This is a genomic window from Mesorhizobium sp. LEGMi-168a (genome assembly GCF_058312955.1).
This window is the reverse complement of sequence record NZ_JBZEGV010000014.1, coordinates 62,493-88,940: the sequence shown is the minus strand read 5'-3', so window position 1 is coordinate 88,940 and position 26,448 is coordinate 62,493. Positions and strand designations below refer to the sequence as shown.

Annotated in this window: 25 protein-coding genes; 10 read left to right on the top strand and 15 right to left on the bottom strand. The window is 65.6% G+C overall.

The annotated features are described in order from the left end of the window. A complete protein-coding gene (gene infC / locus AC4FWB_RS19210; RefSeq protein WP_491027895.1) occupies positions 1–537 on the bottom strand; it encodes a translation initiation factor IF-3 in 537 nt (178 codons plus the stop codon). A 213-nt stretch (positions 538–750) separates the two neighbouring features. Here infC and AC4FWB_RS19205 point away from each other — a divergent pair, with 213 nt between their 5' ends. From AC4FWB_RS19205 to AC4FWB_RS19190, 4 genes are all read left to right on the top strand, one after another. After that, positions 751–1,521 carry an alpha/beta hydrolase gene (locus tag AC4FWB_RS19205; RefSeq protein WP_491027836.1) on the top strand — a complete coding sequence of 257 codons (771 nt, stop codon included), beginning with the start codon at positions 751–753 and terminating at the stop codon, positions 1,519–1,521. Between the two features lie 2 nt (positions 1,522–1,523). Next, positions 1,524–2,666 (top strand): benzoate/H(+) symporter BenE family transporter, encoded by a 1,143-nt coding sequence (locus AC4FWB_RS19200; RefSeq protein WP_491027894.1) that lies wholly within the window; start codon positions 1,524–1,526, stop codon positions 2,664–2,666. Positions 2,667–2,781: 115 nt separating this feature from the next. Then, the gene (locus AC4FWB_RS19195) at positions 2,782–3,264 is read left to right on the top strand and encodes a DUF2852 domain-containing protein (RefSeq protein WP_491027835.1); all 483 of its coding nucleotides are present in this window, start codon (positions 2,782–2,784) and stop codon (positions 3,262–3,264) included. A gap of 120 nt (positions 3,265–3,384) precedes the next feature. Beyond that, positions 3,385–4,143: a M48 family metallopeptidase gene (locus tag AC4FWB_RS19190; RefSeq protein ID WP_491027834.1), complete on the top strand. Its 759-nt coding sequence runs from the start codon at positions 3,385–3,387 to the stop codon at positions 4,141–4,143. A 241-nt stretch (positions 4,144–4,384) separates the two neighbouring features. Here the strand turns inward: AC4FWB_RS19190 and AC4FWB_RS19185 are convergent, their stop codons facing one another. Beyond that, a complete protein-coding gene (locus AC4FWB_RS19185; RefSeq protein ID WP_491027833.1) occupies positions 4,385–4,603 on the bottom strand; it encodes a hypothetical protein in 219 nt (72 codons plus the stop codon). Positions 4,604–4,712: 109 nt separating this feature from the next. Here AC4FWB_RS19185 and AC4FWB_RS19180 point away from each other — a divergent pair, with 109 nt between their 5' ends. The 5 genes from AC4FWB_RS19180 (at position 4,713) to AC4FWB_RS19160 (ending at position 9,897) form a co-directional block, all read left to right on the top strand. After that, positions 4,713–5,372, top strand: a complete 660-nt coding sequence (locus tag AC4FWB_RS19180; RefSeq protein ID WP_491027832.1) for a phosphoribosylanthranilate isomerase — start codon at positions 4,713–4,715, stop codon at positions 5,370–5,372. Between the two features lie 81 nt (positions 5,373–5,453). Then, positions 5,454–6,704: a tryptophan synthase subunit beta gene (gene trpB, locus AC4FWB_RS19175; RefSeq protein WP_491027831.1), complete on the top strand. Its 1,251-nt coding sequence runs from the start codon at positions 5,454–5,456 to the stop codon at positions 6,702–6,704. A gap of 2 nt (positions 6,705–6,706) precedes the next feature. Beyond that, positions 6,707–7,546, top strand: coding sequence for a tryptophan synthase subunit alpha (gene trpA, locus AC4FWB_RS19170; RefSeq protein ID WP_491027830.1), 840 nt, complete (start codon positions 6,707–6,709; stop codon positions 7,544–7,546). 39 nt (positions 7,547–7,585) lie between these two features. Beyond that, positions 7,586–8,509 (top strand): acetyl-CoA carboxylase, carboxyltransferase subunit beta, encoded by a 924-nt coding sequence (gene accD, locus AC4FWB_RS19165; RefSeq protein ID WP_491027829.1) that lies wholly within the window; start codon positions 7,586–7,588, stop codon positions 8,507–8,509. A 62-nt stretch (positions 8,510–8,571) separates the two neighbouring features. Further along, complete coding sequence (locus AC4FWB_RS19160; RefSeq protein WP_491027828.1) at positions 8,572–9,897, top strand: bifunctional folylpolyglutamate synthase/dihydrofolate synthase; 1,326 nt, start codon at positions 8,572–8,574, stop codon at positions 9,895–9,897. 20 nt (positions 9,898–9,917) lie between these two features. Here the strand turns inward: AC4FWB_RS19160 and AC4FWB_RS19155 are convergent, their stop codons facing one another. Both AC4FWB_RS19155 and AC4FWB_RS19150 read right to left on the bottom strand, forming a co-directional pair. Beyond that, the gene (locus AC4FWB_RS19155) at positions 9,918–10,331 is read right to left on the bottom strand and encodes a type II toxin-antitoxin system VapC family toxin (protein WP_059187866.1); all 414 of its coding nucleotides are present in this window, start codon (positions 10,329–10,331) and stop codon (positions 9,918–9,920) included. Then, a complete protein-coding gene (locus AC4FWB_RS19150) occupies positions 10,328–10,576 on the bottom strand; it encodes a type II toxin-antitoxin system VapB family antitoxin (protein ID WP_491027827.1) in 249 nt (82 codons plus the stop codon). The genes AC4FWB_RS19155 and AC4FWB_RS19150 overlap by 4 nt, the downstream gene beginning before the upstream one ends. Before the next feature lie 101 nt (positions 10,577–10,677). On the opposite strand from AC4FWB_RS19150, the gene AC4FWB_RS19145 reads away from it, so the two are divergent. Further along, positions 10,678–11,097: a VOC family protein gene (locus tag AC4FWB_RS19145; protein ID WP_491027826.1), complete on the top strand. Its 420-nt coding sequence runs from the start codon at positions 10,678–10,680 to the stop codon at positions 11,095–11,097. A gap of 18 nt (positions 11,098–11,115) precedes the next feature. Here AC4FWB_RS19145 and AC4FWB_RS19140 read toward each other — a convergent pair whose 3' ends face one another. The 11 genes from AC4FWB_RS19140 to AC4FWB_RS19090 form a co-directional block, all read right to left on the bottom strand. Then, positions 11,116–11,397: a cupin domain-containing protein gene (locus AC4FWB_RS19140; RefSeq protein ID WP_491027825.1), complete on the bottom strand. Its 282-nt coding sequence runs from the start codon at positions 11,395–11,397 to the stop codon at positions 11,116–11,118. Positions 11,398–11,530: 133 nt separating this feature from the next. Further along, entirely contained in the window at positions 11,531–11,854 is a 324-nt protein-coding gene (trxA, locus tag AC4FWB_RS19135; protein ID WP_040972836.1) for a thioredoxin, read from the bottom strand. 75 nt (positions 11,855–11,929) lie between these two features. Next, complete coding sequence (gene addA / locus AC4FWB_RS19130; protein WP_491027824.1) at positions 11,930–15,442, bottom strand: double-strand break repair helicase AddA; 3,513 nt, start codon at positions 15,440–15,442, stop codon at positions 11,930–11,932. Beyond that, positions 15,439–18,558, bottom strand: a complete 3,120-nt coding sequence (gene addB / locus AC4FWB_RS19125; protein ID WP_491027823.1) for a double-strand break repair protein AddB — start codon at positions 18,556–18,558, stop codon at positions 15,439–15,441. The genes addA and addB overlap by 4 nt, the downstream gene beginning before the upstream one ends. Further along, positions 18,555–19,283: a nucleotidyltransferase family protein gene (locus AC4FWB_RS19120; protein WP_491027822.1), complete on the bottom strand. Its 729-nt coding sequence runs from the start codon at positions 19,281–19,283 to the stop codon at positions 18,555–18,557. Before AC4FWB_RS19120 ends, addB begins: the two co-directional genes overlap by 4 nt. After that, positions 19,280–20,791: a tRNA (adenosine(37)-N6)-threonylcarbamoyltransferase complex ATPase subunit type 1 TsaE gene (tsaE, locus tag AC4FWB_RS19115; RefSeq protein ID WP_491027821.1), complete on the bottom strand. Its 1,512-nt coding sequence runs from the start codon at positions 20,789–20,791 to the stop codon at positions 19,280–19,282. The genes AC4FWB_RS19120 and tsaE overlap by 4 nt, the downstream gene beginning before the upstream one ends. A 6-nt stretch (positions 20,792–20,797) precedes the next feature. Continuing rightward, positions 20,798–23,365, bottom strand: a complete 2,568-nt coding sequence (locus AC4FWB_RS19110; protein ID WP_491027820.1) for a sensor histidine kinase — start codon at positions 23,363–23,365, stop codon at positions 20,798–20,800. A gap of 188 nt (positions 23,366–23,553) precedes the next feature. Beyond that, positions 23,554–24,954 carry an adenosylhomocysteinase gene (gene ahcY / locus AC4FWB_RS19105; protein WP_491027819.1) on the bottom strand — a complete coding sequence of 467 codons (1,401 nt, stop codon included), beginning with the start codon at positions 24,952–24,954 and terminating at the stop codon, positions 23,554–23,556. Between the two features lie 171 nt (positions 24,955–25,125). Beyond that, entirely contained in the window at positions 25,126–25,422 is a 297-nt protein-coding gene (locus AC4FWB_RS19100) for an HPr family phosphocarrier protein (protein WP_491027818.1), read from the bottom strand. Beyond that, positions 25,419–25,820: a PTS sugar transporter subunit IIA gene (locus tag AC4FWB_RS19095; RefSeq protein WP_491027817.1), complete on the bottom strand. Its 402-nt coding sequence runs from the start codon at positions 25,818–25,820 to the stop codon at positions 25,419–25,421. Before AC4FWB_RS19095 ends, AC4FWB_RS19100 begins: the two co-directional genes overlap by 4 nt. Before the next feature lie 164 nt (positions 25,821–25,984). Continuing rightward, the gene (locus tag AC4FWB_RS19090; protein WP_491027816.1) at positions 25,985–26,446 is read right to left on the bottom strand and encodes an HPr kinase/phosphorylase; all 462 of its coding nucleotides are present in this window, start codon (positions 26,444–26,446) and stop codon (positions 25,985–25,987) included. Positions 26,447–26,448 lie beyond the last annotated feature (2 nt).

Genomic DNA, 26,448 nt, shown 5'->3' with positions numbered 1-26,448 from the left:
TCAGCGGGGCGCCAGCACCATCATCATCTGGCGGCCTTCGAGCTTCGGCTCGGCCTCGACCTTGGCGATAGGCGCCACTTCCTCGCGGACCTTGTTCAGAAGCTGCATGCCGAGCTCCATGTGCGCCATCTCGCGGCCGCGGAAGCGCAGCGTCAGCTTGACCTTGTCGCCTTCCTCGAAGAAGCGCCGCACGGCCTTCATCTTGGTCTCGTAGTCATGGCTGTCGATGTTCGGGCGCATCTTGATCTCCTTGATCTCGATGACCTTCTGGTTCTTTCGCGCTTCGGCCGCCTTCTTCTGGTTGGCGTATTTCAGCTTGCCGAGATCGAGGATTTTTACGACGGGCGGCTGCGCATTGGGCGATATCTCGACGAGATCGAGCCCGGCCTCTTCGGCCAGCAGCAGCGCGTCATTGATGGAAACATCGCCACGATTGTGGCCGTCTGCGTCGATGAGTTGGACCCGGGGAACCCGGATGTCTCGGTTGGAGCGCGGGCCGTCCTTGGTGGGCGCCGCTGCTTTGAAAGGTCTGCGAATGGTCGTGGTCTCCTCGGCCGTTTCGTTCAGGGTTTTGAGTTCAATTGCTTGGACGCGCCTATGTGGTGAGCGCGCGGCCGGAGTCAATAGCACAGCCTCGCCAGGAAATCACCTCAAAGCTTGCTATCGCCTGCACCAAGCAAAGAAACGTCGCGAGCACTTTTCCGCGAACCATCGGTTGTGCCAAAAGACCCGGCCGGGAAGGACAACGTCATGAACGCCAGCGCACCAGTTTTCATCGATGTGGACAGAGCAAGTATCGCCGTCAGGCAGGCGCCGGGCTCAGCGCCGGGCATCGTCTGGCTGGGCGGCTACAAGTCCGACATGCTGGGCACCAAGGCCGAGGCGCTGTCGGCCTGGACGGCCAGCGAAGGCCGCGCCTGTCTGCGCCACGACTATTCCGGCCATGGCGAGTCGGGCGGCGCGTTTGCCGACGGCACGATCTCGAAATGGCTGGCCGAAAGCCTTGCCGTCTTCCGCGGCTTCAGCAAAGGCAAGCAGATCCTGGTCGGCTCCTCGATGGGCGCCTGGATCGCGCTGCGCATGGTGCAGGAATTGCGCAAGGCCGGCGACACCAGAGTCGCAGGCCTGGTCCTTTTGGCGCCGGCGCCGGATTTTACCGCCGAATTGATCGAGCCGGTGCTGACCAAGACACAAAAGCGCGACCTTTCGAAAAAGGGATTTTTCGAGGAACCGTCCGATTATTCGGATGAGCCCTATATCTATACGCGCGCGCTGATCGAGGACGGCCGGGCGAACCGGGTGATGACCGGGCCGATCGACACCCATTGCCCGGTGCATATCCTGCAGGGTCTGGCCGACCCGGACGTTCCGTCCGGCCATGCGCTGAAGCTTGCGGCGCTTTTGCCGGCCGACGACGTCACGCTGTCGCTGATCCCCGACGGTGACCATCGCCTGTCGCGCCCGGAGGACCTCGACCTGCTCAAGCGTGCCGTCGGCGACATGGTCCGGCGGGTCGCGTGAGCATGCGCATCTCCATTCCGATATCCGCCTTCGTCGCGGCAATCGTCGGCTTCGGCGGCACTTTGGCCATCGTCATTGCCGCCGCCAAGGCGGTCGGCGCGACGCAGATCGAGACCGCGAGCTGGGTAACGGCGATATGCGTGGCGATGGCCCTCGAATGCCTGTGGCTGTCCTGGCGCACCAAAATGCCGGTCATCACCGCCTGGTCGACGCCGGGCCTGGCGCTGATTGCCGCCTCCAGCGGCTTCACGATGCCGGAAGCCGTCGGCGCCTTCATCGTCACCGGCATGCTGTTGATCGCCACCGGCCTGTTCAAGCCGCTGACCCGGCTGATCGCGCAGATACCGGCCTCGGTGGCCTCCGGCATGCTGGCCGGCATCCTGGTCAGCTTCGCCATCAATGCGGTGAAGGCCATTCCCGCCGATCCCTGGCTGATCCTGCCGCTGATCGCCGCGTTCTTCGCCATCCGGCTGTTCAACCCGGCTTTGTCAGTGCTGGTGGTGCTGATCGGCGGCGGCCTTGCCGCCTTCCTCACCGGCCGCGTCGGCGGCCTGCCGGCGCCGGAACTGTCGATGCTGACGCTGGTCGCGCCGCAGTTTACCATTTCGGCGATCGTCGGCCTGGCCCTGCCGCTCTACCTCGTCACCATGGCCTCGCAGAACCTGTCCGGCCTCGCCGTGCTGAAAGCCGCCGGCTACCATCCGGAACCCGCTCCGCTGATCGGCGTCACCGGCCTGTTTTCGCTGCTCTCGGCGCCGTTCGGCGCCTCGACCACCAATCTGGCGGCAATCTCGGCGGCGATCTGCACCGGCCCGGATGTCCATCCCGACCCCGCCGAACGCTGGAAGACCGGGCCGTTCTATTCACTCGCCTACCTGGTCTTCGCCATCTTCGGCGCCTCGCTGGTGGCGATCTTCGCCGTCCTGCCGCAGAGCCTGATCGTGCTGGTCGCCGGCCTGGCACTGATGGCGCCTTTGGCCAACGCGCTGTCGATCGCGCTCCATGACGCAAGCGAGCGCATGCCGGCCACCGTCACCTTCGCGGTGACGGCCTCGGGGCTCACTTTGTTCGGCGTCGGCGCGGCGTTTTGGGGGCTGGTCGCCGGAATGGTCGTGCTTTTCCTCGAAAAACTCAAAAAGCGATAATCATTTCAGGCTCTTCGCCGGTTTTGGCCGGACTTGCCTTGAATCGCCGATTTCGCCTTCCCATTTCGATTCCACGCAGCCGGTTTGGCTGTCTCCAACGGAAGGATTGGGAGAAATGAACACAACCGCATTGATCCGTCCGGCCTGGACGCCGGCGACCATCGCGCTGATGGTGATCGGCTTCATGGTGTTCTGGCCGCTCGGCCTCGCCATGCTCGCCTACATCATCTGGGGCGACCGGCTCGATGGCTTCAAGCGCGACGTCAACCGCGCCACGGACGGCATCTTCGCCGGCTGCCGCCACGGTTCCGACAAGGCCGCCCGCTGGGGCCACGGCTCGTCCCGCACCGGCAACGTCGCTTTCGACGACTGGCGCGAGAAGGAGCTCGAGCGCCTCGCCGAGGAGCGCCGCAAGCTCGACGAGATGCTGAGCGAGTTCGACGAATATGCCCGCGAGCTGCGCCGCGCCAAGGACCAGGAAGAGTTCGACCGCTTCATGGCCCAGCGCAACAAGCCGACCGCGCCGACCACCACGAACGACACGACCGGAAAGACCGGTCCTAAGCGCGGCAAGGGCACGAACCTGCTCGACGACTGAGGCCAGGCGACAGGCTTTGGTACGATAAAACGGCGTCGCGCGAGCGGCGCCGTTTCTTTTTTGTTCTCCATGTAGCTTCACTCCACTGGCCGTTTTCCTCGAATCGCGTATCGTCCAGCAATGTCCCTCGGCTTCTTTCGCAACCTGACCAAGCCCAAGCCCAAGCCCGTCGTGGAGCGCGAGCATTGCGTCGCCGGCCGCACGCTGCCGCTCAAGATCGTCGAGAGCGCCAGGGCCCGACGGCTCACGCTGCGCATCGATTCCGGTGGTCAGGGCCTGCGCATCACCGTGCCACCCGGCCTGCGCCGCGGCGAAGTCGAGAAATTCCTCGACCGCCACCAGGACTGGCTGGAGCAGCGCCTGGCCAAGGTGCCGATGCGCCCGCAGGTGCGGCCGGGCATCAAGGTCCCGATCCGCGGCGTGCCGCATCGCATCGTCCATGAGCCGGCAAAGCGCGGCACCGTCACCGTCGCGCGCGACGATCGCGGCCCGCTGCTGATCGTCCATGGTGAGCGCGTGCACCTGCCGCGCCGTATTGCCGATTATCTTAAGCGCGAGGCCAAGCGCGAGATCGAGAAGCTGGTGGTCAAGCACACCGAGGCGATCGGCAAGCGCGCCAAGGCAATCCGGTATAAGGATACCTCCAGCCGCTGGGGGTCATGCACCTCGGAGGGCAATCTCTCCTTCTCGTGGCGCATCATGATGGCGCCGCCGCCGGTCATCAATTACCTGGTGGCGCATGAGGTCGCGCATCTGAAAGAGATGAACCACGGCCCGAAATTCTGGAAGCTGTGCGAAAAGCTCTGCCCCGACACCGACCGCTGCAAGGACTGGCTGAAGCGCAACGGCGGCGCGCTGCAGGCGATTGTGTTTGAGTAGGAGTAAGTGGCAGTAGATCAGACCGTTAGGTCGTGATCCTTCGCGCCCCCCTCTGTCCTGCCGGACATCTCCCCCACAAGGGGGTAGATTGGCAGCTTCGGCGCCCCGCTAGACCCTGCGACGCTGGCGATTGGCGAAAGCCGCGGTGACGTCCGATCTCCCCCAAGTGGGGGAGATGGTCGGCAGGCCAGAGGGGGGCGCTGTCCCGCCGGCCTTCGCCGCGTGCAGAAGCGCCGGCCCCTCAATCATCATTCGCCGCGTTGAGCTCCTCCGGCTTCAGTCCCTCGTCGCCATGATGCGGCCAGGGCAAAAAATTCCTGTCGAAGGCATCGCTGCCGAAATACTCCAGCGCCCGGTGCGCCTCGGCGCCGTTGAAGGCGGCCTTGTCCATCAGATGCGCGATCACCTCGCGCGCCTGCGCGATCTTCTGTTTGAGTTCGGCGACGGTCTGGTCGGCCATTTGTCTGCTCCCGCCTGCATTGCCTTAGATTCAAGTTAGCGCTTTCTGATCGTCCGGCAACAGCGTGCTTTTTCTCGACTCTTTGGCCGTTTCGTGCCAATCCCGCGCCATGACGCTCGACATCAAGATCTGCGGATTGAAGACCGATGCCGCGATGGCCGCTGCCCTTGCCGGCGGCGCTAGCCATGTCGGCTTCATTTTTTTCGCCAAGAGCCCTCGCTATGTCGAACCCGTCGACGCTGGCCGTCTGCGCGAAGCTGCGCGCGGTAAGGCCAAGGCGGTCGCCGTCACCGTCGATGCCGACGATGCCTTCCTCGACGAGATCGTCGCCAGGATGCGCCCCGACATGCTGCAGCTCCACGGCGCCGAAACGCCGGAACGGGTGGCGGAGCTGAAGGCGCGCTACGGCCTGCCGGTGATGAAGGTGCTGTCGGTCAGCGAAGCGGCGGATCTCGACCGGCTGAAACCCTATGTCGGCATCGCCGACCGTCTGATGTTCGACGCCAAGCCGCCCAAGGGGTCGCAATTGCCGGGCGGCAACGGCGTCGCCTTCGACTGGCGCATCCTTGCCGGCCTTGACGCCGGCCTCGATTACATGCTTTCCGGAGGGCTCAACGCCGCCAATGTCGGCGATGCCCTGAGACTGGCCAATCCGCCCGGAATAGACATTTCGTCGGGCGTGGAGAGCGCTCCGGGCGTCAAGGATCCGGCGCTGATCGAGCAGTTTTTCCGGGCCGTCAGGGCCGCGCGCGACGACCGCGCCGCCTGACGAACCCAACCTGGGCATGCCGCGGAAAGGCGAAAGCCGGCCTCCCGGCAGGCTCACCAGTCAAGACTTAGGAGATCGGCGATGAACAAGCCGGCTATGCCCAATTCCTTCCGCACCGGGCCCGACGAGCAGGGCATGTTCGGCATTTTCGGCGGCCGCTTCGTCGCCGAGACGCTGATGCCGCTGATCCTCGACCTCGAAGAACAGTGGAACAAGGCCAAGAACGATCCGGAGTTCAAGGCCGAGCTGCAGAACCTGTCGACCCACTATGCCGGGCGGCCCTCAAAACTCTATTTCGCCGAGGGCCTTACGAAACATCTTCGTGAAGTTTCCTCGGCGAAGGGCCTCGGGGGCGGCGCCAAGGTCTACTTCAAGCGCGAGGACCTCAACCACACCGGCTCGCACAAGATCAACAATTGCCTCGGCCAGATCCTGCTCGCCAAGCGCATGGGCAAGAAGCGCATCATCGCGGAGACCGGCGCCGGGCAGCACGGCGTTGCCTCGGCAACCGTTGCGGCGCGCTTCGGCTATCCTTGCGTCGTCTACATGGGCGCCACCGACGTCGCCCGCCAAAGCCCCAATGTCTTCCGCATGAAGCTGCTCGGCGCCGAGGTGCGGCCGGTCACCGCCGGCCACGGCACGCTGAAGGACGCCATGAACGAAGCCCTGCGCGACTGGGTGACCAATGTCGAGGACACCTATTACCTGATCGGCACCGCTGCCGGTCCGCACCCCTACCCGGAGCTGGTGCGCGACTTCCAGTCGGTGATCGGCTCGGAAGCCCGCGCCCAGGTGCTCGAGCAGGAAGGCCGGCTGCCCGACGTCATCATCGCCTGCGTCGGCGGCGGCTCCAACGCCATCGGCCTGTTCCATCCCTTCCTCGACGACAAGGATGTCCGCATCATCGGCATCGAGGCGGGCGGGCGTGGCCTTGACGGCGTCGAGCACTGCGCCTCGATGAATGCCGGCAAGCCCGGTGTGCTGCACGGCAACCGCACCTATCTCCTGCAAAATGACGACGGCCAGATCCTCGATGGCCATTCGATCTCGGCCGGCCTCGATTATCCGGGCGTCGGGCCCGAGCATTCGTGGCTGCGCGATTCGGGCCGCGTCCAATACGAGCCGATCCTCGACAACGAGGCGCTGGAAGCCTTCCAGCTGACGACCCGCGTCGAAGGCATCATCCCGGCGCTGGAATCGGCGCACGCCATTGCGCATGCGATGAAGATCGTGCCGACCATGGACAAGGACCAGATCGTCATCGTCAACCTGTCCGGTCGCGGCGACAAGGACGTGCACACGGTGGCCTCGATGCTGGGCATGGAGATCTGACAATGACCACCCGCATCGACCGCCGCATGGCGAAACTGAAGGCCGAAGGCCGCCCGGCTTTGGTCACCTATTTCATGGGCGGCGACCCGGACTACGACACCTCGCTGTCGATCATGAAGGCGCTTCCGGGGGCTGGCAGCGACGTCATCGAGCTTGGCATGCCGTTCTCCGATCCGATGGCCGACGGCCCCGCCATCCAGGCGGCGGGCCTCAGGGCGCTCAAAGGCGGCCAGACTCTGGTCAAGACGCTCAGGATGGCGTCGGAATTCCGCGCCGGCGACAATGAGACGCCGATCGTTTTGATGGGCTACTACAACCCGATCTATATCTACGGCGTCGACCGCTTCCTCACTGACGCCAAGGCAAGCGGCATCGACGGCCTGATCGTCGTCGACCTGCCGCCGGAAATGGACGAGGAGCTCTGCATTCCGGCGCTGAAGGCCGGCGTCAACTTCATCCGGCTGGCGACGCCGACCACCGACGACAAGCGCCTGCCCAAGGTTTTGGAGAACACCTCCGGCTTCGTCTACTACGTCTCGATGACCGGCATCACCGGCTCAGCCCTTGCCGACACGGCCAAGGTCGCCACGGCGGTCAAGCGCATCAAGGGCCACACCGCTCTGCCGGTCTGCGTCGGTTTCGGCGTCAAGACCGCCGAGCAGGCCCGGGTGATCGGCGCCTCGGCCGACGGCGTCGTCGTCGGCACCGCGATCGTCAACGCGGTCGCCAATGTGCTTGGGCCGAAGGGCGAGAAAACCGCAGATCCGGCCGAGGCGGTCGCCACCCTGGTCAGCGGCCTCGCCCAGGGCGTCCGCTCGGCCCGCCTTGCTGCCGCCGAATAGTTTTCCTACCTCCTCCTTGTCAGGACGGGAGCCGAAGCGATGAACTGGATCACCAATTACGTTCGCCCGAAGATCAATTCAATGCTCGGCCGGCGCACCGACATGCCGGAAAATCTCTGGATCAAGGATCCCGAGACCGGCGAGATGATCTTCCACAAGGACCTCGAATCCAACCAGTTCGTCATCCCGGCTTCCGGCCACCACATGAAGATCTCGGCCAAGGAGCGGCTGAAATACTTCTTCGACGACGGCAAATACGAGACGCTGGACAATCCCAAGGTCGTCCAGGACCCGCTGAAGTTCCGTGACGAGAAGCGCTACACCGACCGCCTGAAAGAGGCGAAGGCCAAGACCAGCCTCGAGGATGCGATCCTCAATGCCGCCGGCAGCATCGACAGCCTGCCGGTTATCGTCACCGTGCAGGATTTCGCTTTCATGGGCGGCTCGCTCGGCATGGCCGCCGGCGAAGCCATCGTTCATGCCTTCGAGGTCGCGCTGCAGCGCAGGCGGCCGCTGATCCTGTTCGCGGCCTCGGGCGGCGCGCGCATGCAGGAAGGCATCCTCTCGCTGATGCAGCTGCCGCGCACCACGGTCGGCGTCGACCGGCTGAAGGAAGCCGGCCTGCCCTATATCGTCGTGCTCACAAATCCGACGACGGGCGGCGTCACCGCCTCCTATGCCATGCTGGGTGACGTCCACATCGCCGAGCCCGGCGCGCTGATCGGCTTTGCCGGCCCGCGTGTCATCGAGCAGACGATCCGCGAAAAACTGCCTGACGGCTTCCAGCGTGCCGAATACCTGATGGAGCACGGCATGGTCGACATGGTGGTCTCGCGTCTGGAGATGCGCCAGACCATCGGGCGGCTGCTGAAGATGCTGCTCAAGATGCCGGAAGCTGAAAAGCCGGTCGAGCCAGAGATCCTGCCGCCGGCCGTCGTCAACGAGGCACGGCCGCAGGCCTGACGCGACACCGTTCGCCGCGAACCGCGATTGCGCGGCAGCCATGCTGCGCTTAGGATTCCGCTATGACAACGCTCGCCGCCGACCGCGAAATCGAACATCTGATGACGCTTCATCCGAAAGGCTTCGACCTTTCGCTGGACCGCATCACCCGCCTGCTTGAGCGTCTCGGCAATCCGCAGGACCGGCTGCCGCCGGTCATCCATATCGCCGGCACCAACGGCAAGGGTTCCTGCGCCGCCTTCGCGCGGGCGCTACTGGAAGCCGCGGGTCACCTCGTCCATGTGCATACCTCGCCGCATCTGGTGAACTGGCACGAGCGCTACCGGCTGGCGGCCGAGGGCGGCGGCAAGCTGGTCGACGACGACGTCTTTGCCGAGGCCATCGCGCGCGTCGCCAAGGCCAATCAGGGCCAGAAGATCACCGTCTTCGAGATCCTGACCGCCGTCACCTTCATCTTGTTTTCCGAGCATCCGGCCGAAGCCGCGATCATCGAGGTCGGGCTCGGCGGGCGTTTCGACGCCACCAATGTCGTGGAGCGGCCTGCGGTCTCGGTGATCATGCCGGTGTCGCTGGATCACGAAGCCTATCTTGGCGACCGCGTCGAGCTGATCGCGGCCGAAAAGGCCGGCATCATGAAGCGCGGCTGCCCGGTGGTGATCGGCGCGCAGGAAAGCGAGACGGCGCTCGAGGTGCTGATCGAGACCGCCGAGCGGCTCGACTGCCCGACCGTCGTCTACGGCCAGGATTTCCTGGCCTTCGAGGAGAACGGGCGCATGGTCTATCAGGACGAGGACGGCCTGATGGACCTGCCGCTGCCTCGCCTGCCCGGACGGCATCAGTTCGCCAATGCCGCCGCGGCGATCGCCGCGGTCAAGGCGGCCGGGTTCGAGATCGGCCACCGCGCCGCCGAACGGGCGATGGTCGATGCAGCCTGGCCGGCCCGCATGCAGAAGCTGACGCAGGGCCGGCTGGTGGACCTCGCGCCCAAGGGCGCCGAGATCTGGCTCGACGGCGGTCACAATCCGGGCGCCGGCGTCGTCATCGCCGAAGCGCTGGCCGAGCAGGAGGAGAAGAATCCGCGTCCGCTGATCCTCATCTCCGGCATGATCAACACCAAGGACCAGAGCGGCTATTTCAGTGCCTTCAAGGGGCTCGCCCGCCATGTCTACACGGTGCCGGTCAGCAAGAGCGATGCCGGCGTGCCGAATGACGAGCTAGCGCTGCGCGCCACCGAGGCCGGCCTGTCGGCCGAGCCGGTCAGCTCCGTCGCCAACGCGCTGATGCTGCTGCGCGACAGCTGGGACGGCCCGGCGCCGCGCATCCTCATCGGCGGCTCGCTCTATTTCGCCGGCGCGGTGCTGGACGAGAACGGCACGCCGCCGACTTGAGGCGATGGTTCAAGAGCAGCTCAGAAATCCCATGGGGAGATCAAGTCAAGGCCAGCGGAGCCAAAGTCGCTCAGATTGCGTGTTGCCAGCCGGCCACCGTTAACGCGGGCGATCGCTGCAATCATGCCGTCAGGAGCCGACATCCCCCGGCCTTGGCGCCTCGCAGTTCCCATGATCTCGCCATAGGCCAGGGCAGCCTCCACCGTGAGTCCGAAAATGCGATCGGCAAAGCGATGGCACCACTGGGAAAGTCCTTGCTCGAGGCGGTCAGCGCGCTCATCAGGCCGTATCTTTTGGATGCCGAAAGCGATTTCACCAATCGCCACTGTGGGAAGGGCCAGTTCGGCATCGTTTCGGACAAGCCAAGCCAGAACGGCCGCGTTCGGTACCTTCTTAAGAGTCTCCGACATCACGTTGGTATCGACGAAGATCAAAGCTCGGGCCCCGTATGAACCTCGCGGCCTTCGCGGATAATTTTCTCCAGATCAATGTCGGCGCCGCTGCTTGCCGCTAGGCGGGCATAGAAGGTGGACGCGGGTTCGCGCCCCGCTTCCCGAATCTCGTAGGATTCAAGCGCGCGTTCGACCACGTCGGCTATGGAACGATTCTCGCGACGCGCAAGCCGATGAGCAAGGTCTCGCGCCTTTGCGCTACGGACTGAGAGCTGTGGTTCGGCCATTTGAAACTCCGCTTGACAGAATATATGTTGACAAGGGCCTTGCCATCAAGATGGCAAGTGATGGCTAGCCATCATTTCGGAGGGAACCAAAGGAGCCGACCATGATCAAGGTGAAGCAGCTCGCCCATGTCTGCATCTTCGCGCATGACCTGGAGGCGACGCGCGGCTTCTACCGGGACGTGCTCGGCATGGACACAAGGTTCAATTTCCTGCGTGACGGCAGGATCTTCGGCTTCTACCTCGATTGCGGCGGCCGCAGCCATGTCGAAGTCTTCGAGAAAGCCGAGGCCAGCTACAGCGAGGCAAACCAGATCAACCACTTCTGCCTCGAGGTGGAAGACATCGATACCGCCATCGCCCATATCCGGTCGAAAGGGGTCGAGGTCACGCCGAAGAAGCTTGCCTGCGACGACACCTACCAGGCCTGGATCAAAGACCCCAACGGGGTGAAGATCGAGCTGTTCGAGTACACGGACAAGAGCGCGCAATTCACCGGCGGCGACCGCGTCGCCGACTGGTGATGCTGCCTGGCTTAAAGGCTACTTCAGTTCAATCTCGATGAAGGCGTATTCGCCGTCATTGGCGTTGATGACGTCGTGCTCGACGCCTTCCTTGCGGAAATAGGGCGCGCCCTGCTTCATCTCGGCGAAGGATTCGCCGTCCTTGGTCAGAAGCTTCACCTTGCCGTCCATCAGCGGCACGACGACATAGTCGTGGCCGTGGCGGTGCCAGCCGGTGTTGGCGCCAGGCGCGAAGCGGTATTCGGTGACGATCACCCGCTCATTGTCGATGAAGACGGTGGCCTTGGCTGTTCCGGTCATGGCGCTCTCCCTTTTTCCCAAAGCAGAAGACATGACGTGCGCGCATGCGAGGGCCAGAGCGCCATGAGCGATGGCGCCAAAGAAAAAGCCCGGCGCGATTGGCCGGGCTCGTCCTTGAAATCTTCTGGTTGGGTCAGGCGAGGCTGCCGTTGATCCAGTGCGACAACGCGGTCTTTGGCGCGGCGCCGACCTTCATGTCGGCCACTTCGCCGCCCTTGAAGATCATCAGCGTCGGGATCGAGCGCACGCCATACTGCGCGGCCAACTCGGGATTCTCGTCGATGTTGAGCTTGGCGACCTTGATCTTCGAGCCCAGCTCCTTGGCGATGTCTTCCAGCGCCGGGGCGATCATCTTGCAGGGACCGCACCACTCGGCCCAGAAATCCACCACGACCGGCTCCTTGGCGTTGAGCACATCGGCCTGGAAATTGCCCTTGTCGACCTTGACGGTGGCCATGCTGAAATCCTTTCGAAAACTCGGGGTTGCACCAAATGTGGTGGTTGTAGCGGCGATGTTCAAGCAGTTCTTGTGTCACGCTCCCGTGAGTCGGGCAAGGGCATCGTCCATGGCCTTGGCCGGCAGCTCGATCAGCCTTGGCGCCTCGGTGAAGAGCAGCGCAGCCGACACCTCGCGGCCCGGATAAAGCGGCTTGAGCAGCGCGCGGTAAAGCGCAAGCTGGAGCACATAGGCCGCCGGCACTTCGGCCAGGCCCGCCGGCGCCGGCCGGTTGGTCTTGTAGTCGACGATCGAGACCTTTTCCGCAGTGACGGCCAGCCGGTCGATCTTGCCGGAGATGGAACGCAACTTGCCCTTCACCTCCAGGCTGCCCATGACAGCGACTTCCGCTCGTGAAGACGGCGAGAACAGCGCGCCAAAACTTCTGTCGGAAAGGATCGAAAGCACCGCTTCCAGCGCCAAGGCGCGTTCCTTCTCCGGCCAATCGGCGCCGGCGCGCGCCAGATAGCGTTCCGCGGCACCTCGCCTTTCGTCCTCGGCGATCCCGGGCAGCATCTGCAAAAGCTTGTGCAGGGCCAGTCCGCGCATCACCGCGAAGCCTGGCTCGGCCGCGGCGTCAAGCACAGGCGAACGCGTGTCGGGTAAGGCTGCTGTCACCTCGTCGATCAGCGCCGAGGCGCCGGAGGGTGACAGTGGTCGCGGCAGGTCCTCATAAGGCGGCAGCGGCCGGAACAGGCTGTCCGGCAGCGGCGTGGCATGCTCCAATGGTGTCGTTTCGTCCGCTCCGGTAAGCGCCACCGGCGGCAGCTTGGTCATATGGAAGCGATGCACCGCCACATCGGCCGTCGCCGGATGCCGGCGCTCCGCGCTTTCCGGCGCACCGAGCAACGCCCGGCTGACGATCGAATGCCAGGTGCCGGCGCTCGGCGCCCGCTTGCCGTGATAGCCGCAGACGATCAGCCGGTCCTCGGCGCGCGTCATGCCGACATAGAGCAGCCGCCGATATTCGTCGTCGGCAAGCTCGCGCGCCCGCGCCGAAGCGGCCCGCGAAACGCCGTTGGCGACGTCGCTGGCCGAGCGCCAGAGATAGCCCTTGCCCCTCCACTCAGCGCCTGAGCTTTCGAACGCCATCAGCCGCGGCAGATGCTGGTCGCTGAACGGCGCCGACCCGCCGTCGACCAGGAACACGACCGATGCCTCGAGGCCCTTGGCCGCATGCACGGTCATGACGCGCACCTCGTCGCGCGTCTGGTCCATCTCGCGCTTGATCTCGGGGCCGCTGTTTTCCAGCGTCGAGAGGAAGGATTCCAAGCCCGGCAGGCCGGTGCGCTCTTCGGCCAGGCAGAAGCTCAGGAACTCGTCGAGGATGTCGCCGGCCTCCGGCCCGAGCCGCGCCGTCATCTTGCGGCGCAGGCCATCGCGCGAAAGCGCGGCGGCGTAGAACTCGAACACCGGCTTGAAGGCGACCTCGTTTGCCCAAGCGTCGAGCCGGCTAACGACGGCCGCCAGGGTCACGTCTCCTGCCGCATGCTGCCGGAGCGAGGCGATCAGCGACTGGCCCTTCTGCCTCTCGCCGGCCAACGCCAGCAAGGTCTCCTCGGACACCTCGAAGATCGGACTACGCAGCACGGCGGCCAAGGACAGATCGTCCTCCGGCTGGATCAAGAAATGGCCGAGCGCGATCAGGTCCTGCACGGCGATATGGCCGGGCAGGCTCAGCCTGTCGGCGCCGGCAACCGGGATCTGCCGGTTCTTGAGGCTGCGCGACAGCGCATGGACAAAACGGTCGCGCTTGCGCACCAGGACAAGGATGTCGCCGGCCGTCAGCTTGCGGCCTTTGCCCTCGATGACCTCGCCATTGCGCAGCCAATTCTGGATGGTTGTCGCCACATGTTCGGCGACGCGCACGGCCGGCGCGCTGGCATGGTTGACCGGCAAGGTCCAGTCGTCGGGCTCCTCGACCATTTCGGCGCCGATCGACGGCCACACCTCGACATAACCCGGCGCGTCGGTGCGGATCGCCTTGTGGCTCAGCGGATCGGGATCGTGGCTGATGCCGCGCCGCACGCCTGGCTCGGCAAAGACGCGGTCGACGGCGGCAAGCACGTCGTCGCTCGAGCGGAACGACCAGGTGAGTTTCAAGTCGGCGAAGGAGGCTTCGGCGTCGCGCACGCGCCCGGCAAACAAAAGCCGGCTCTCGGCAAAGGAATCGGGTGCTGCGCCCTGGAAGGAATAGATCGACTGCTTCTCGTCGCCGACGGCGAAGACCGTGCGCTTGACCGCCTCGCGCTGGCCAAGCCCGGCGAAGAACTCTTCCGTCAGCTTCTTCACCACCTCCCACTGGTCCGGGCTGGTGTCCTGCGCCTCGTCGAGCAGGATGTGATCGATGCCCTGGTCGAGCTTGAATTGCACCCATGGCCCGGCATCCGGCCGCGACAACAGGCTGACGGTCCGGGTGATGAGGTCGTTGAAGTCGAGAAAGCCCCGCCCGCGCTTCAGCTGCTCGTAGCGCGCGATCAGCCAGCCGGCGACGGTGAGCGCCGCGGCCGTGCCTTCAAGCATGCGGAACAGCGCCAGCCGGTCCGAGACATCGAGGATCGCCTTGGCTGCCGCCAGATAGCGCTCCGGCAGGTCCGGCAGCCTGTCGACCAGGGCCTTCTTGAAGATCTTCGGCGGGTCGTATGGGTCGCCATCGGAGCGCAGGAACGCCTTGGCGAGCAGCCGCAGCCGCCGGATCGGATCGGCCTCGGCAAAGGCGCTTTGCGCGTAAGGCAGCAAATTGTTCAGCACCTGCCGTGCGTCAGCCGCTTCCGCGGCGCGGGCGAATTCGGCAAATTGGTGAGGCGCAAAACCCGGCAGCGGCCACACGGACGCGGCGATGTCTTCGGCCGTCTGTCCTGGCCTGAAGCCGAATTCGGCGAAGAGCGGCCGGAAATCCCGGCTTCTGCCGAGTTTTTGGATGAAGTCGCGCAACGCGTCGCGCTTGCCGACGATCTCGGAGAGCAGCATGTCGAGCCCGAATTCGCCGCCGCGCTCCAGCACCGTGGCAAAGGCTTCCGCCAGGCCTTCGACGCCGGCGCCGGCGCCCGAGATCATGTCGCGGCGGGCCTCCGCGAACAGCGAGGCCTCCATCTGCGGGTCGAGCATCTCGAAATGCGCCGGGATGTTGGCTTCCAGCGGGAACTGATGCAGCACCGATTCGCAGAAGGCATGGATGGTCTGGATTTTCAGGCCGCCCGGCGTCTCAAGCGCCTCGGCAAACAAGCGGCGCGCGCGGCGCATTGTATCGCGATCGGCGCCGCGGCCGTCGAGCGCCGATATCCTCATCGCGAGTTCGGCATCGGGAAGCGCCGTCCATTCCGACAGGGTCGAGAACACCCGGTTCGACATGTTGGCGGCGGCCGCGCGCGTATAGGTGAGGCAAAGGATCTTCGACGGATCGGTGCCGTTGAGCAAAAGCCGGATGACGCGCTGCGCCAGCACATGCGTCTTGCCGGAGCCGGCATTGGCTGACACCCAGGCGGAATTCTGCGGGTCGGAGGCGCGCGCCTGGCTGGCGGCGGTATCGGAGGGGATCGGATATCTCATCCTTCCGCCTCGTCCTCGCTGGCGCCGCCGGCCGACCATTCGAGCACGCGCGCCAGATGGTCGTAGTCGCCATCGGCCTCACCCTCGCGGAAGGGCAGCGCGCGCGACAGATAGCCGCTGGTCGGGTCGGCATAGTGGAAGAGCAGCCGCTCCAGTCGCGCCCAGGCTTCCTCGGCAAGCTCGTTGGCGGTCTTCGGCTTGCGGTTATATTCGAGGATCGATTCCTCGAACACCTCGCCATTCGGCTTCAGCCGCACGAAGGCAAGCTGTGAGGGCTCGCAAATGCCGAGCTCCTTGAATGCGCCGCGCCTGAGCAACGCGCCTTCGAGCGCCAGTTGCGGCGACAAGAGCGTGTGCGCCTGCGCTTTCGAGGGCGAGGAGCCGGTCTTGTAATCGAGGATATCGGCCATGCCGCCGGCGAGCAGGTCGACGCGGTCGGCATAGCCCGAGAGCGTGACGCCGGTGCGGCCGACGACGGTCTTGTCGGCGCGCTCCTCGGCAAAGCGCCGGGCGACGGCCTCGGCGCGGGTATGTTCCCATTCGATGATGTTTTCCGCGAGCTTTTCGAAGCGTGGCCACCACACCGCCTCGATATCGGGCGGAAGCGCTGCGTCGGCAAAAGAGATGCGGCCGGCTTCGATCAGGCTTGCCAGCGCGCCCGGCGCCCTTGGGTCCTCTACCCGCCGCGAGAACAGATGCAGGATGGCGTGGAACAGCGTGCCGCGCTCGGCGGCGCCCGGATCGCGGATCAGCGGGTCGAGCGGCATCAGGCCGAGGACACGCCGGGCATAGATCGCGTAAGGATCGCGGCGCAGCGTCTCGATCTCGGTGACCGAGAAATGCTGCGGCCGGAGCCGCAGCGGCGGCTTCGGTTGCGGGCGCGCCGCGAAGTCTTTCCTGTCGCCGGCGTCGAGCGCGCGCGCCCAGCCAAGCAGCACATCGCCGCGCCGGCTAAGCGCTGCGGCCTGGTCCTTGCCGATGAAGGTGAGGATGCGCTGCAGCCAGCGCGACGGCACCGCCGGCGCGTCGCCCGATCGCGCCGAGCGCGTCAGCACCACGTCCTTGGCGCCCATCGCCATTTGGAAATCATGCGCGGCAAGGCCGATGCGCCGCTCCGGCGGCTCGAGGTCGATGCCGGTCTTCATCAGCCGCGACATGAAGCGGTCGCTCTCCGGCTTGCGCGGCCAGATCCCTTCGTTGAGACCGCCGATGACGAGCGTGTCGACGCTCTGCAGCCGGGCCTCCAGCGCGCCCCAGATGGCGATGTTGCGGTCGGTGCCTTGCGCCGGCTTGACCGTTTCCGGCGCGACCAGCGCCTCCATCACGTCCGGCCATTCACCGGCGGCGAAGGTGAAGGGCGAGGAGGCGGCGACCAGTCCGCGCAGCAGCTCGGCGAGCTTCTCGCCGGCGTCGCCGGCGTAGAGTTCCGTCAGGCTGCCGTCGGCCGCGCGGCCGAGGGCTTCCAGCGCCACGACGCTCGCACGCGTCAATGTCGCGATGTCGGCGCCCTTCTCGTCACGCATCGCCGTGAGCTGGGAGAGCGCGTTGGTAAGGCGGCTAAGCACATCCCGCGCCTGCTCTATACCGCGCACGGTCAGGCGCGAAAACCAGAAAGGCTGCCTTGTGTCTCCGCTCAGGTCCGCGAGCCGCGTCTCGAAAAGCTCGCCGAGCGACGCGGCATCGGGCCGGCCGGTGCCGCCGCGCAGCGCCACCAGCTCGATCAGCTCGGCCGCCTTGCGCACGATCTGGCGTTCGAGGCCGAGGCCGAGCAGCGGATGCTTGAGCAACGACAGCAGGCCGACCGGATCGCCTGGCCGGAACGCGGCGTTCAGCGCCAGCCTGAGCAGGCTGGCGGCCGGCGTGTTGGACAGCGGCATGCCGCCGGAATCGTCGGCGACGACGCCGAAGCGCAGAAGCTCGGCCGAAACCCGCCGCGCCAGCGCCCGGTCGCCGGTGACGAGCGCCGCGCGCTTGCCGGGCACTTCCACGGCGCGCTTCAGCGCGATCGCGATCGCCACCGCCTCGTCGCGTTCGTTCGCCGCCTCCACCAGCGTCACGCCGGACAACGCTTGCTCGACATCGTTTGCCGCGAAACGTGGTCGTGTCTCCGTCCAGCGCTCGGTTGTCTCGGCCGGCCGCAGCGCTTCGGCGACGAGGGCCGCGCGGGACACAAGTGGCGACGTCGCCGCGCCGATCTCCTCGACGTCGCGGCGCGGGATGCCGATGCCGCCGATCAGCTTGGCAAGACCGTATTGCGGGTGACCGAGCGTCGCGGGTCGCGCGTCGAGCGCCGTTATCGCCGCGAAAGAGGCGTCGTCGAGCTCGCGGTCGAGGCCGGGCAGCACGACGGCGCCGTTGGGCAGGCCGGCGATCACGGCAAGCAATTCGGCGGTCGCGGGAATGGAACCGGTCGAACCGGCGGCAATCACCGGCCCGACCGGTGGATTGCGCTTCAGCCGCGCCGCCTCCAGCCGGATCAGCGCGCTGCGATGCGCGGCCGGATTGGAGCGGTGGCGCTCCTTCAGCAATTCCGGCCAGTGGTCGGTGACGATGCCGAGGAAATCGAGCGTCACCTGCCACCAGCCGGCGAGGTTGCCGGTGACCAGCGTGGCAAGCTTGGCCCAATCCGTGCCTTCGGTCTCGATCTCGTCCATCAGCCGGGCGAGGTCGCGCGCCAGCCAGATGGCGTCGGCGGCAGAGGTCGGCACGACGAATTCCTCGTTGAACCGTTCCCTGACATGCGCCGGCAGGCTTTCCTTCCAGGCGCGCACCAGCGGCGCCAGCAACAGCAGCCGCTCCTGCGCGGCGATCGGCGGCGCGAGATCGATGGCCGGTGCCGCTTCCATCTCGAAAGCGGCCTCGTCCTCGTCGAACTCGCCGAGCGGCCGCACCGTCGGCAGGATGGCCGAGCGCCTACCGAGTACCTCGACGAAGGCGCCGCGCAAGGCGCGTGCCGCGCGGCGGGTCGGCACATAGATGGTGGCGTCGGCGAGCGCCAGCGGATCGCCGTCGAAGCGGAAGCCGGGGATCAGGCGGCCATCGAGCAACGCCGCCGCCAGCGTCGGCAGGAACGGCGCTCCGGGCGGGATGGAGAAGACGCGGCGCGAGCCGCTCATACCGCTTTCGCTAAGGCGCCGGCGACCGCCGTTTCGGCCGCCGGAATGGCGTCGGGCGTGCCGACGGTGATCCAGCGGCCTCTCATCGCCATGCCGAACAGGCGGCCGGCGACGATCGCCTTGTCGAAATAAACGTTGAGCGAATGCGAGCCCGTCGGCGCGTGCTTGAAAATGCGCGGATGGACGATCGCGGCGCCGGCATAGATCAGGCCGGCGGGATCGCCCTTCGAGCGCCGCAGGGCACCGCCCGGCGCCACCAGGAAGTCGGTGCCGACGCAGTGCCCGGTCGCTGAGTCGAGATCGGTGAGCATCAGCAGAATATCCATTCTGGCAGCGTCCCATGCAAGGGCAAGGCGCTCGAGGCTGGGTTCACCGCTGTCGATCCAAAAGGTGTCGGCGTTGATGATGTAGAAGGGCTCGCTGCCCAGGAGCGGCAGCGCCTTGACGATGCCGCCCGCCGATTCCAACAGCGCTTCGCGCTCGTCGGAAATGACGACCTTCGGCGCCCGGCGGCCGGCGACATGGGCGATGATCTGCTCCGGCAGATAGTGGACATTGACGACGGCCTTGCTGACGCCGGCCGCTTCCAGGCTGTCCAGCCCCCAGTCGAGCAAGGTCTTGCCGGCGATCTTCACCAGCGGCTTCGGCATCGTGTCGGTGATCGGCCGCATGCGCTTGCCAAGACCGGCGGCGAGCACCATCGCGGTCCTTGGTCCGGCCGTCATGGCGAGCGTTCCTCGAGCAGGCCGTGGGCCATGTAAAATTCCTTCAGGCTGGCAAGCGCCGGATGCGCCAGCGCCCGCCTCAGATAGTCGCGGATGCGCGGCAGGTGTTTCAGATAGTAAGGCTTGCCGTCGCGCTTTTCGAGGCGCACGAAGATGCCGAGGATCTTCGAATTGCGCTGCGCCGCCATGATCGCGTAGGCCTCGGCGAAAGCGGCTTCGTCAAAGGCGCCGGCGCGGTGCCGGGCGGCGACATAGGCGGCGACCGTCCGCCGCTCGATCTCGGGCGAGACGGTGACGCGCGCGTCCATGGCGAGCGAGGCGACGTCATAGGCGGCCGGGCCGATCAGCGCGTCCTGGACATCGACGATGCCGAGCCGGTCGAGGCCGGAGCGCTCGCCGCGCCAGATGATGTTGGGCGAATGGAAATCGCGCAGCATCAGCGCGTATTCGCTGCCCGCGAGCCGGTCGAGCAAGGCATTCCATTTCTTGTGGTAGCCGGCGCGCAATTCGTCGCCTGCCGGCTTGCCCGTGATCCACGGCACATACCAGTCGACAAGCAAGTCGGCCTCGATCAGCATGGCGTCGCGGTCGAAGGGCGGCACCTCATGGAACACGCCCGGCGCGGCTTCCATGCGGTCCGGCCACGCCTTGCCATGCATCATGGCCAGCAACTCCGCCGCCGCTTCATAGCGTTCGGCAATGGGCTCACCGTCACCGCCCAAAAACCCTTCCGAGCCGAGATGCTCGAGCAGCAAAAAGCCCTGGTCGAGATCCAGGGCGTGGATCAACGGCACGCTGACGCCGGCGGCAAGCAGCGCCCGGTCGATGGCAACGAAGGCGGTGACGGATTGCGCCGTGTGGGCGATCACCGCATAGGGCTTGCCGTCGCGTACCGGCGGCCCGAGCACGAGGCGCGGCGAATTCATCAAAACCCGTGGCGCCTGGCCGGGTAGCGAGACGATCTCGTAGGAGCGGGCGGACGCATCGCCGACGAAATGCCGGCGGCCCGCCTCGCCCCATCCCGCCGAGGCCAGAAACTCGCGCATCGCGAGCGAGCGCCTCACCCGCTCGAACGAAGGTCCCTGCCCGGACAGTTGGGCAATCCGGCCCGCACCATGTTCGGCCAACTCGACCCAAAGCGCATTTGCCGGCAACCGGTCTCCGGCGCGTTCCGGCCATTCGATCAGCGCCGCGCCTTGCGCGAGCGCGTCATCCAGGCCGAGCTCGTCGAGCTCGTCCGGCGAGGAAAGGCGGTAGAGGTCGAAATGATGGACGGGTATCCGCGTCTCGTAGCTCTGCACCAGCGTGAAGGTCGGGCTCGGCACTTCGAGACCGGCATCGTCGGCGAGCGCCCGGATCAGGGCACGGGCCAGCGTCGACTTGCCGGCGCCGAGGTCGCCCTTAAGCGCGATCGCGTCGCCGGGGCGCAGCGCCATGGCAAGGTCTTCGCCAAGCCTTGCCGTCGCCGCCTCGTCGGCGAGAAAACGTTCCAGAACGGTCTTTGCCAAAGCGCGTTACTCGGCCGCTTCGCGGATGCCGCCCGACGGCGTGTCGGGGAAGGTGCAGATGACCGTCGTGCCTTTGTCCATGCCGGTCTCGATGCGCACGGTTCCGCCATGCAATTCGACAAAGCTCTTGACGATCGACAGGCCCAGTCCGGCGCCGCGCCGGCGGCCGCCATTGGCGTGAGGCTCGAAGCGGCGGAAGACCGATTCCAGCACGTCCGGCGGCATGCCGGGTCCGTCGTCGTGGACCGAGAACTCGACGCCCTCGGCCATCCGGCGGCAAGTGAGCGTGATCGTGCTCGCCTCCGGCGCGTAGTTCGCGGCGTTGCTCAACAGATTGTAGAGGATCTGGCGGACACGGATCTCGTCGGCATGGAAGCTCTTTGGCGCCGCCGCCGCGTCGACCCTGAGCTTGATCTGATGCTCCTCCAGCCGGTCGGCGACCAGCTCGGCGGCCGCCGCGATGGTCCTGTCGATGCTCATCTCGGAAATGTCGAGCTGCATGATGCCGGCATCGACCGTCGCCAGGTCCAGTATGTCGTTGACGATGGTGAGCAGCACCGAGGACGACGAGCCGACATGCTCGACATATTCGCTCTGCCTCGGTGTGAGCGGCCCTGTCGAGGGCAGCGACAAGAGCTCGGTGAAGCCGATGATGTTGGTCAGCGGCGAGCGCAATTCGTAGGAGACATGCTGCACGAACTCGTTCTTCAACTGGTCGGACTTCTCCAGCGCCTCATTCCTGTCCTTCAGCGCCCGCTCGACATTGACGGTGTCGGTGACGTCGACGAAGGTCATCATCACCTGGCCGTTGGGCAGGTGGATCACGGCATAGCTCAGCACCGAGCCGTTGACCAGTTCGGTCTGCCCGCGGCGGTCGCGGCGCTCGTCGTCGAAGCCGGTGATGGCGGCGACGAAGCCGCCCCAAGGACTGTCGGCGGCGCGCTGGTCGCAAAGGTCGCGGATCGCCGAGACATGGACGTTGGGCTTGATCGCCTCCGCCTGCAGCCCCCACAGGGTGACAAAGGCCGGGTTGGACAGGCGAAGCCGTCCGTCCGGCCCGAACACCGCCACGCCTTCCGCCAGATTGTCCAGCGTCTCGCCCTGCACGCGCACGGCGGTCTGATAGCGGCTTTCGAGATCGATCTTCTCGGTCAGATTCTCGAATACCCAGGTGACGCCGCCCTTGGGCTGCGGATTGGCCACCACGCGGATCGTCTTGCCGTCCGGCAGGTGCCACCAATGTTCCTGCGATTCGACGGCGCGATAGGCGCCGAGCAGGTTCTCCTTCCAGCGCCGCCATTCCGGCTGCTCGGCGATCTTGCCTTCGCTGCGCAGCCGGTCGAGCAGCAAGGCGTTGTCGGGCGCGCTGTGCAGGAAACCGCTGTCGAGGCCCCACAGCTTCTGGAATGCCTGGTTGAAGAAGCGCAGTTTCTCGTCGGTGTCGAAGATCGCCACGGCCGTGTTGAGCTGATCGAGCGTGTCGGCATGGCTGCGCACGGTCCGCTCATATTCGGCGCGGATCGTCTCGATGGCGCTGACGTCGCAGGCCAATCCCGCCGAGCTGTCGGCGTTGGCGAAGTCGGTGACCGAAAACATGCGGCGATCGCCCTCGATCACCGTCGACAGCGTTTGCTCGAAGACGGGACGCGACTTATGCTGCTCGGCGATCTGCTCACGCGCCTGGCCGCCGAGGAACTCCTTCGCTTCGCGCACGGCCGCCTCGGCGCTTTCCGCTTCCACCGCCTCGGCATAGGCGCGGTTGACCCAATTCAGCCGCCCGTCGGCCGAGCGCAGCCATGTCGGCATCTTCAGCGCGTCGAGCAGGCCGAGCATGGTGTCGTAGTCGGCGCTGAGCCGCTGGTTTTCGATCTTCAGCCGGGCCTGGCTGCGCAGCGTTTCCGACAGCGAGATGAAGCGAACCAGCACATGCGCGGCGCTCTTGCGGCCATGCACTTCCAGCGGCATGCCTGCCTGCGTCTCGATGACGAGGTCGAAGGCCTTCGCCCTGTCGCGGAGCGCAGCTATGGCGTTCTCGAGCGCCGCGGCCGAACGCGGCATCAGCCAGCGGCCGAAGGCGAGGAAGGCGGACCGCTCGTCCGGCGCCCCGCTTTCCAGCGGCAGGCTGCCGATCAGCTCCGGCTTCTTGTTCTCCGAAGACCAGACGACGACGCGCTGGTCGCGCAAATTGAGCAGGGCCTCGGAACGCTGCAGGGCCGCGTTCACATCGGCGATCCGGGCTCTAAGCTCGGTATTTTGCGCCGCAGTGCGCGCCCGCTCGCGGATCAGGAAGATGGCCGAGACAAGGGCCGCGCCCATGACGCCGACGAACATGGCAAGCTGCATCACCTCGACGGTGCTGACCGCCGCGGCCGCCCTCGGCGCGATGCCGGTGTCGGCATGCGCCGCAAGGCCAAGCAGCGGGCCGGAAAGTGCGGAGGCGGAAAGAAGCGTGCCGAGGCGAACGCCGGCGCGCCACGGAAAACCGCCGCCTGACGCGGCAGAGCCGGTACCGATCGAATCCTCGTGGCCGCCGGAAACGGCCTTTCCCGCGCATCGCGGGTTGTCCCCCGGCATGTCTTGGTCCTCTTCGCCGCTTGAATGCAAGACCGCCCTGAATGCGTTCCCGGCCCAACTGTCCCCGGACCGCGAATCACAACAATAACGCCTGCCGGAATCGGCGTGAAGAATCATGGGCGCAAAAAATGAAGCCGGGTGGAAAGTCAACACCCGGCTTCAATATATTGTAGATATTTTCGCTTTGGTTAATAGCGGTAGTGTTCCGGCTTGTACGGACCCTGCGGCGTCACGCCGATATAGGCGGCCTGTTCACCCGACAGCTCGGTGAGCTTGGCGCCAAGCTTGTCGAGATGCAGCCGCGCCACCTTCTCGTCGAGGTGCTTGGGCAGCACATAGACCTGGTTCTGGTACTGGCCGTGCTTGGTGAAGAGCTCGATCTGCGCCAGCACCTGGTTGGTGAACGAGGCCGACATGACGAAGCTCGGATGGCCGGTGGCGTTGCCGAGGTTGAGCAGCCGGCCTTCGGACAGAAGGATCATCCGCTTGCCGTCCGGGAAGGTGATCAGGTCGACCTGCGGCTTGACGTTGGTCCATTTCAGGTTGCGCAACGACGCCACCTGGATCTCATTGTCGAAGTGGCCGATGTTACCGACGATCACCATGTCCTTCATCGCCCGCATATGGTCGAGCGTGACGACGTCCTTGTTGCCGGTCGTGGTGATGACGATGTCCGCGGTGGGTGCCGCGTCTTCCAGCGTGACGACCTCATAGCCGTCCATCGCCGCCTGCAGGGCGCAGATCGGGTCGACCTCGGTCACCTTGACACGGGCGCCGGCGCCGCGCAGCGAGGCCGACGAACCCTTGCCGACGTCGCCATAGCCGCAGACCACGGCGACCTTGCCGGCCATCATGGTATCGGTGCCGCGGCGGATGCCGTCGACCAGCGATTCCTTGCAGCCGTATTTGTTGTCGAACTTCGACTTGGTGACGGAATCGTTGACGTTGATCGCCGGGAAGGGCAGCAGGCCCTTCTTCTGCAGCTGATAGAGACGGTTGACGCCGGTGGTCGTCTCCTCGGTGACGCCGCGGATCGCTTCCCTCTGCTTGGTGAAGAAGCCCGGCGAAGCCTTCATGCGCTTCCTGATCTGGGCGAACAGGATCTCTTCCTCCTCGCTGCCCGGATTGGACAGCACGTCCTCACCGGCCTCGGCGCGCGCGCCGAGCAGGATGTACATGGTGGCGTCGCCGCCATCGTCGAGGATCATGTTGGAGGTGCCGCCGTCGGCCCACTGGAAGATCCTGTCGGTGTAGTTCCAATAGTCCTCGAGCGTCTCGCCCTTGATGGCGAACACCGGAATGCCGGCCTCGGCGATCGCCGCCGCGGCATGGTCCTGGGTCGAGAAGATGTTGCAGGAGGCCCAGCGGATGTCGGCGCCCAGCGCCTTCAGCGTCTCGATCAGCACCGCCGTCTGGATCGTCATGTGCAGCGAGCCGGTGATGCGCGCGCCCTTGAGCGGCTTCTTGTCGCCGAACTCCTCGCGGCAGGCCATCAGGCCCGGCATTTCGGTTTCGGCGATCTCGATCTCCTTGCGGCCCCAGCCGGCAAGCGAAATGTCGGCGACCACATAGTCCTTGCTACCCGTCATGGCAGTGCTCCGGTGTGATTGTCTCAAAAGCGCGCCGGCGCCGGGACGGCGCGTGGAGGGGCGCGGATTGCCGGCCTGACTAGCAGATCGGCCGTCAAACGACAATGGGATATAAAGAAATCTTTATTCGTGCATGTCTTCCGACGATATGTGCATCGGAATTCGTGGGGGTTAAATTTCCTCACCGAAACGCGAGGCGACCAGCTGCTCCAACGCGTCCATGGCCGGGCTTGCTTGCGGGCCGGTGGCGGTGACGCGGATCGAATAACCGGGGCTTGCCGCCAGCATCATGAGACCCATGATCGAGGTGCCGCCGACCTTCACGCCGTCCTTCTCGACATGGATGGTGGCATCGAAGCCGCTGGCGACCTGGACGAATTTGGCCGAGGCACGGGCATGCAGGCCGCGCTGGTTGACGATCGGGAGCTCCCGCACCACCTCGTCCTTGTCCGGCGCCCGGTCGTTCATTTGCTGCTCAGAAGCTGGCTGGCGACGTTGATGTATTTGCGCCCCGCGGCCTGCGCCTCGTCGAGCGCGGTGGCCATGTTGTCGCCCTTGCGGACCGAGGACAGCTTAATCAGCATCGGCAGGTTCATACCGGCGATGACCTCGGTGCGGCCCGATTCCATCACCGATATGGCGAGGTTAGAAGGCGTGCCGCCGAACATGTCGGTGAGCACGATGACGCCGGCCCCGGTATCGACGCGCGCCACCGCGTCGACAATGTCGGCCCGGCGCCTCTCCATATCGTCGTCGGCGCCGATCGCGACCGTTTCGAAATTATCCTGTGGCCCCACCACATGTTCTACGGCATGCCGGAACTCGGTGGCGAGTTGACCGTGCGTCACAAGCACGAGTCCGATCATTCTTTGGTGGCTCCCGTCATCGCCGCTTTACAGGCGTATCTTATATTCGCCAACCATTCCAGGCGGCGGGAGCGCTATCTTGTCGACGCACGGCCGGTTGACAAGCCCAAAATTGCGACGGCCTGGGCCATTTTGACGCATTGCAACAAAAAACGCGGACCGGATCATGAAAAAGGCAGGATCGACAGCCGCGCCATCACAGCCGGCAAGGCTGTGGCGGCGTTGCGCTCGGCAAGATCGATGCGCGGCACCGCGCAGCCCGCGACCGGCTCGCTGATCTCTTCCTGGAAACGAGCCATTTCTGCCTTCGGCACCAGCCGGATATGGAGGTCGATGACGCCGCCCGGCTCGAACGGCAGCCGGCACGGCATGAAGCCCGGCACTTCGGCAAGGCCGGCGATGGCGGCCGGCGCCCGGCAGACCAGCCGCCCGTGATGCGCCGCGGCAAGCAGTCTGTCGTCGCTGATCAACCGCGAAAACAGCCCGCGGACCCGGCAATGGTCGATGAGCGTCAGCGCCAGCGTCGTCTTGCCGGCGCCGGACGGCCCGGTGATGAGGACGCCGCGCTCGCCGATGAGGACCGCGGTTCCATGGATGTTTTCAGGCTTCACGGCAGGGTCGGGCATGA

What these genes read in the sequence shown, in the direction of transcription:
- AC4FWB_RS19200 (WP_491027894.1), top strand. Translation starts at nt 1,524, where the DNA reads ATGCGCATCTCCATTCCGATATCCGCCTTCGTCGCGGCAATCGTCGGC.
- AC4FWB_RS19100 (WP_491027818.1), bottom strand. Translation starts at nt 25,422, where the DNA reads ATGAACGACCGGGCGCCGGACAAGGACGAGGTGGTGCGGGAGCTCCCG.
- AC4FWB_RS19160 (WP_491027828.1), top strand. Translation starts at nt 8,572, where the DNA reads ATGACAACGCTCGCCGCCGACCGCGAAATCGAACATCTGATGACGCTT.
- AC4FWB_RS19145 (WP_491027826.1), top strand. Translation starts at nt 10,678, where the DNA reads ATGATCAAGGTGAAGCAGCTCGCCCATGTCTGCATCTTCGCGCATGAC.
- AC4FWB_RS19090 (WP_491027816.1), bottom strand. Translation starts at nt 26,446, where the DNA reads ATGCCCGACCCTGCCGTGAAGCCTGAAAACATCCATGGAACCGCGGTC.
- AC4FWB_RS19185 (WP_491027833.1), bottom strand. Translation starts at nt 4,603, where the DNA reads ATGGCCGACCAGACCGTCGCCGAACTCAAACAGAAGATCGCGCAGGCG.
- addB (WP_491027823.1), bottom strand. Translation starts at nt 18,558, where the DNA reads ATGAGCGGCTCGCGCCGCGTCTTCTCCATCCCGCCCGGAGCGCCGTTC.
- AC4FWB_RS19110 (WP_491027820.1), bottom strand. Translation starts at nt 23,365, where the DNA reads ATGCCGGGGGACAACCCGCGATGCGCGGGAAAGGCCGTTTCCGGCGGC.
- ahcY (WP_491027819.1), bottom strand. Translation starts at nt 24,954, where the DNA reads ATGACGGGTAGCAAGGACTATGTGGTCGCCGACATTTCGCTTGCCGGC.
- AC4FWB_RS19180 (WP_491027832.1), top strand. Translation starts at nt 4,713, where the DNA reads ATGACGCTCGACATCAAGATCTGCGGATTGAAGACCGATGCCGCGATG.
- trpB (WP_491027831.1), top strand. Translation starts at nt 5,454, where the DNA reads ATGAACAAGCCGGCTATGCCCAATTCCTTCCGCACCGGGCCCGACGAG.
- trpA (WP_491027830.1), top strand. Translation starts at nt 6,707, where the DNA reads ATGACCACCCGCATCGACCGCCGCATGGCGAAACTGAAGGCCGAAGGC.
- AC4FWB_RS19120 (WP_491027822.1), bottom strand. Translation starts at nt 19,283, where the DNA reads ATGACGGCCGGACCAAGGACCGCGATGGTGCTCGCCGCCGGTCTTGGC.
- AC4FWB_RS19205 (WP_491027836.1), top strand. Translation starts at nt 751, where the DNA reads ATGAACGCCAGCGCACCAGTTTTCATCGATGTGGACAGAGCAAGTATC.
- trxA (WP_040972836.1), bottom strand. Translation starts at nt 11,854, where the DNA reads ATGGCCACCGTCAAGGTCGACAAGGGCAATTTCCAGGCCGATGTGCTC.
- AC4FWB_RS19150 (WP_491027827.1), bottom strand. Translation starts at nt 10,576, where the DNA reads ATGGCCGAACCACAGCTCTCAGTCCGTAGCGCAAAGGCGCGAGACCTT.
- AC4FWB_RS19140 (WP_491027825.1), bottom strand. Translation starts at nt 11,397, where the DNA reads ATGACCGGAACAGCCAAGGCCACCGTCTTCATCGACAATGAGCGGGTG.
- AC4FWB_RS19190 (WP_491027834.1), top strand. Translation starts at nt 3,385, where the DNA reads ATGTCCCTCGGCTTCTTTCGCAACCTGACCAAGCCCAAGCCCAAGCCC.
- AC4FWB_RS19195 (WP_491027835.1), top strand. Translation starts at nt 2,782, where the DNA reads ATGAACACAACCGCATTGATCCGTCCGGCCTGGACGCCGGCGACCATC.
- accD (WP_491027829.1), top strand. Translation starts at nt 7,586, where the DNA reads ATGAACTGGATCACCAATTACGTTCGCCCGAAGATCAATTCAATGCTC.
- AC4FWB_RS19095 (WP_491027817.1), bottom strand. Translation starts at nt 25,820, where the DNA reads ATGATCGGACTCGTGCTTGTGACGCACGGTCAACTCGCCACCGAGTTC.
- addA (WP_491027824.1), bottom strand. Translation starts at nt 15,442, where the DNA reads ATGAGATATCCGATCCCCTCCGATACCGCCGCCAGCCAGGCGCGCGCC.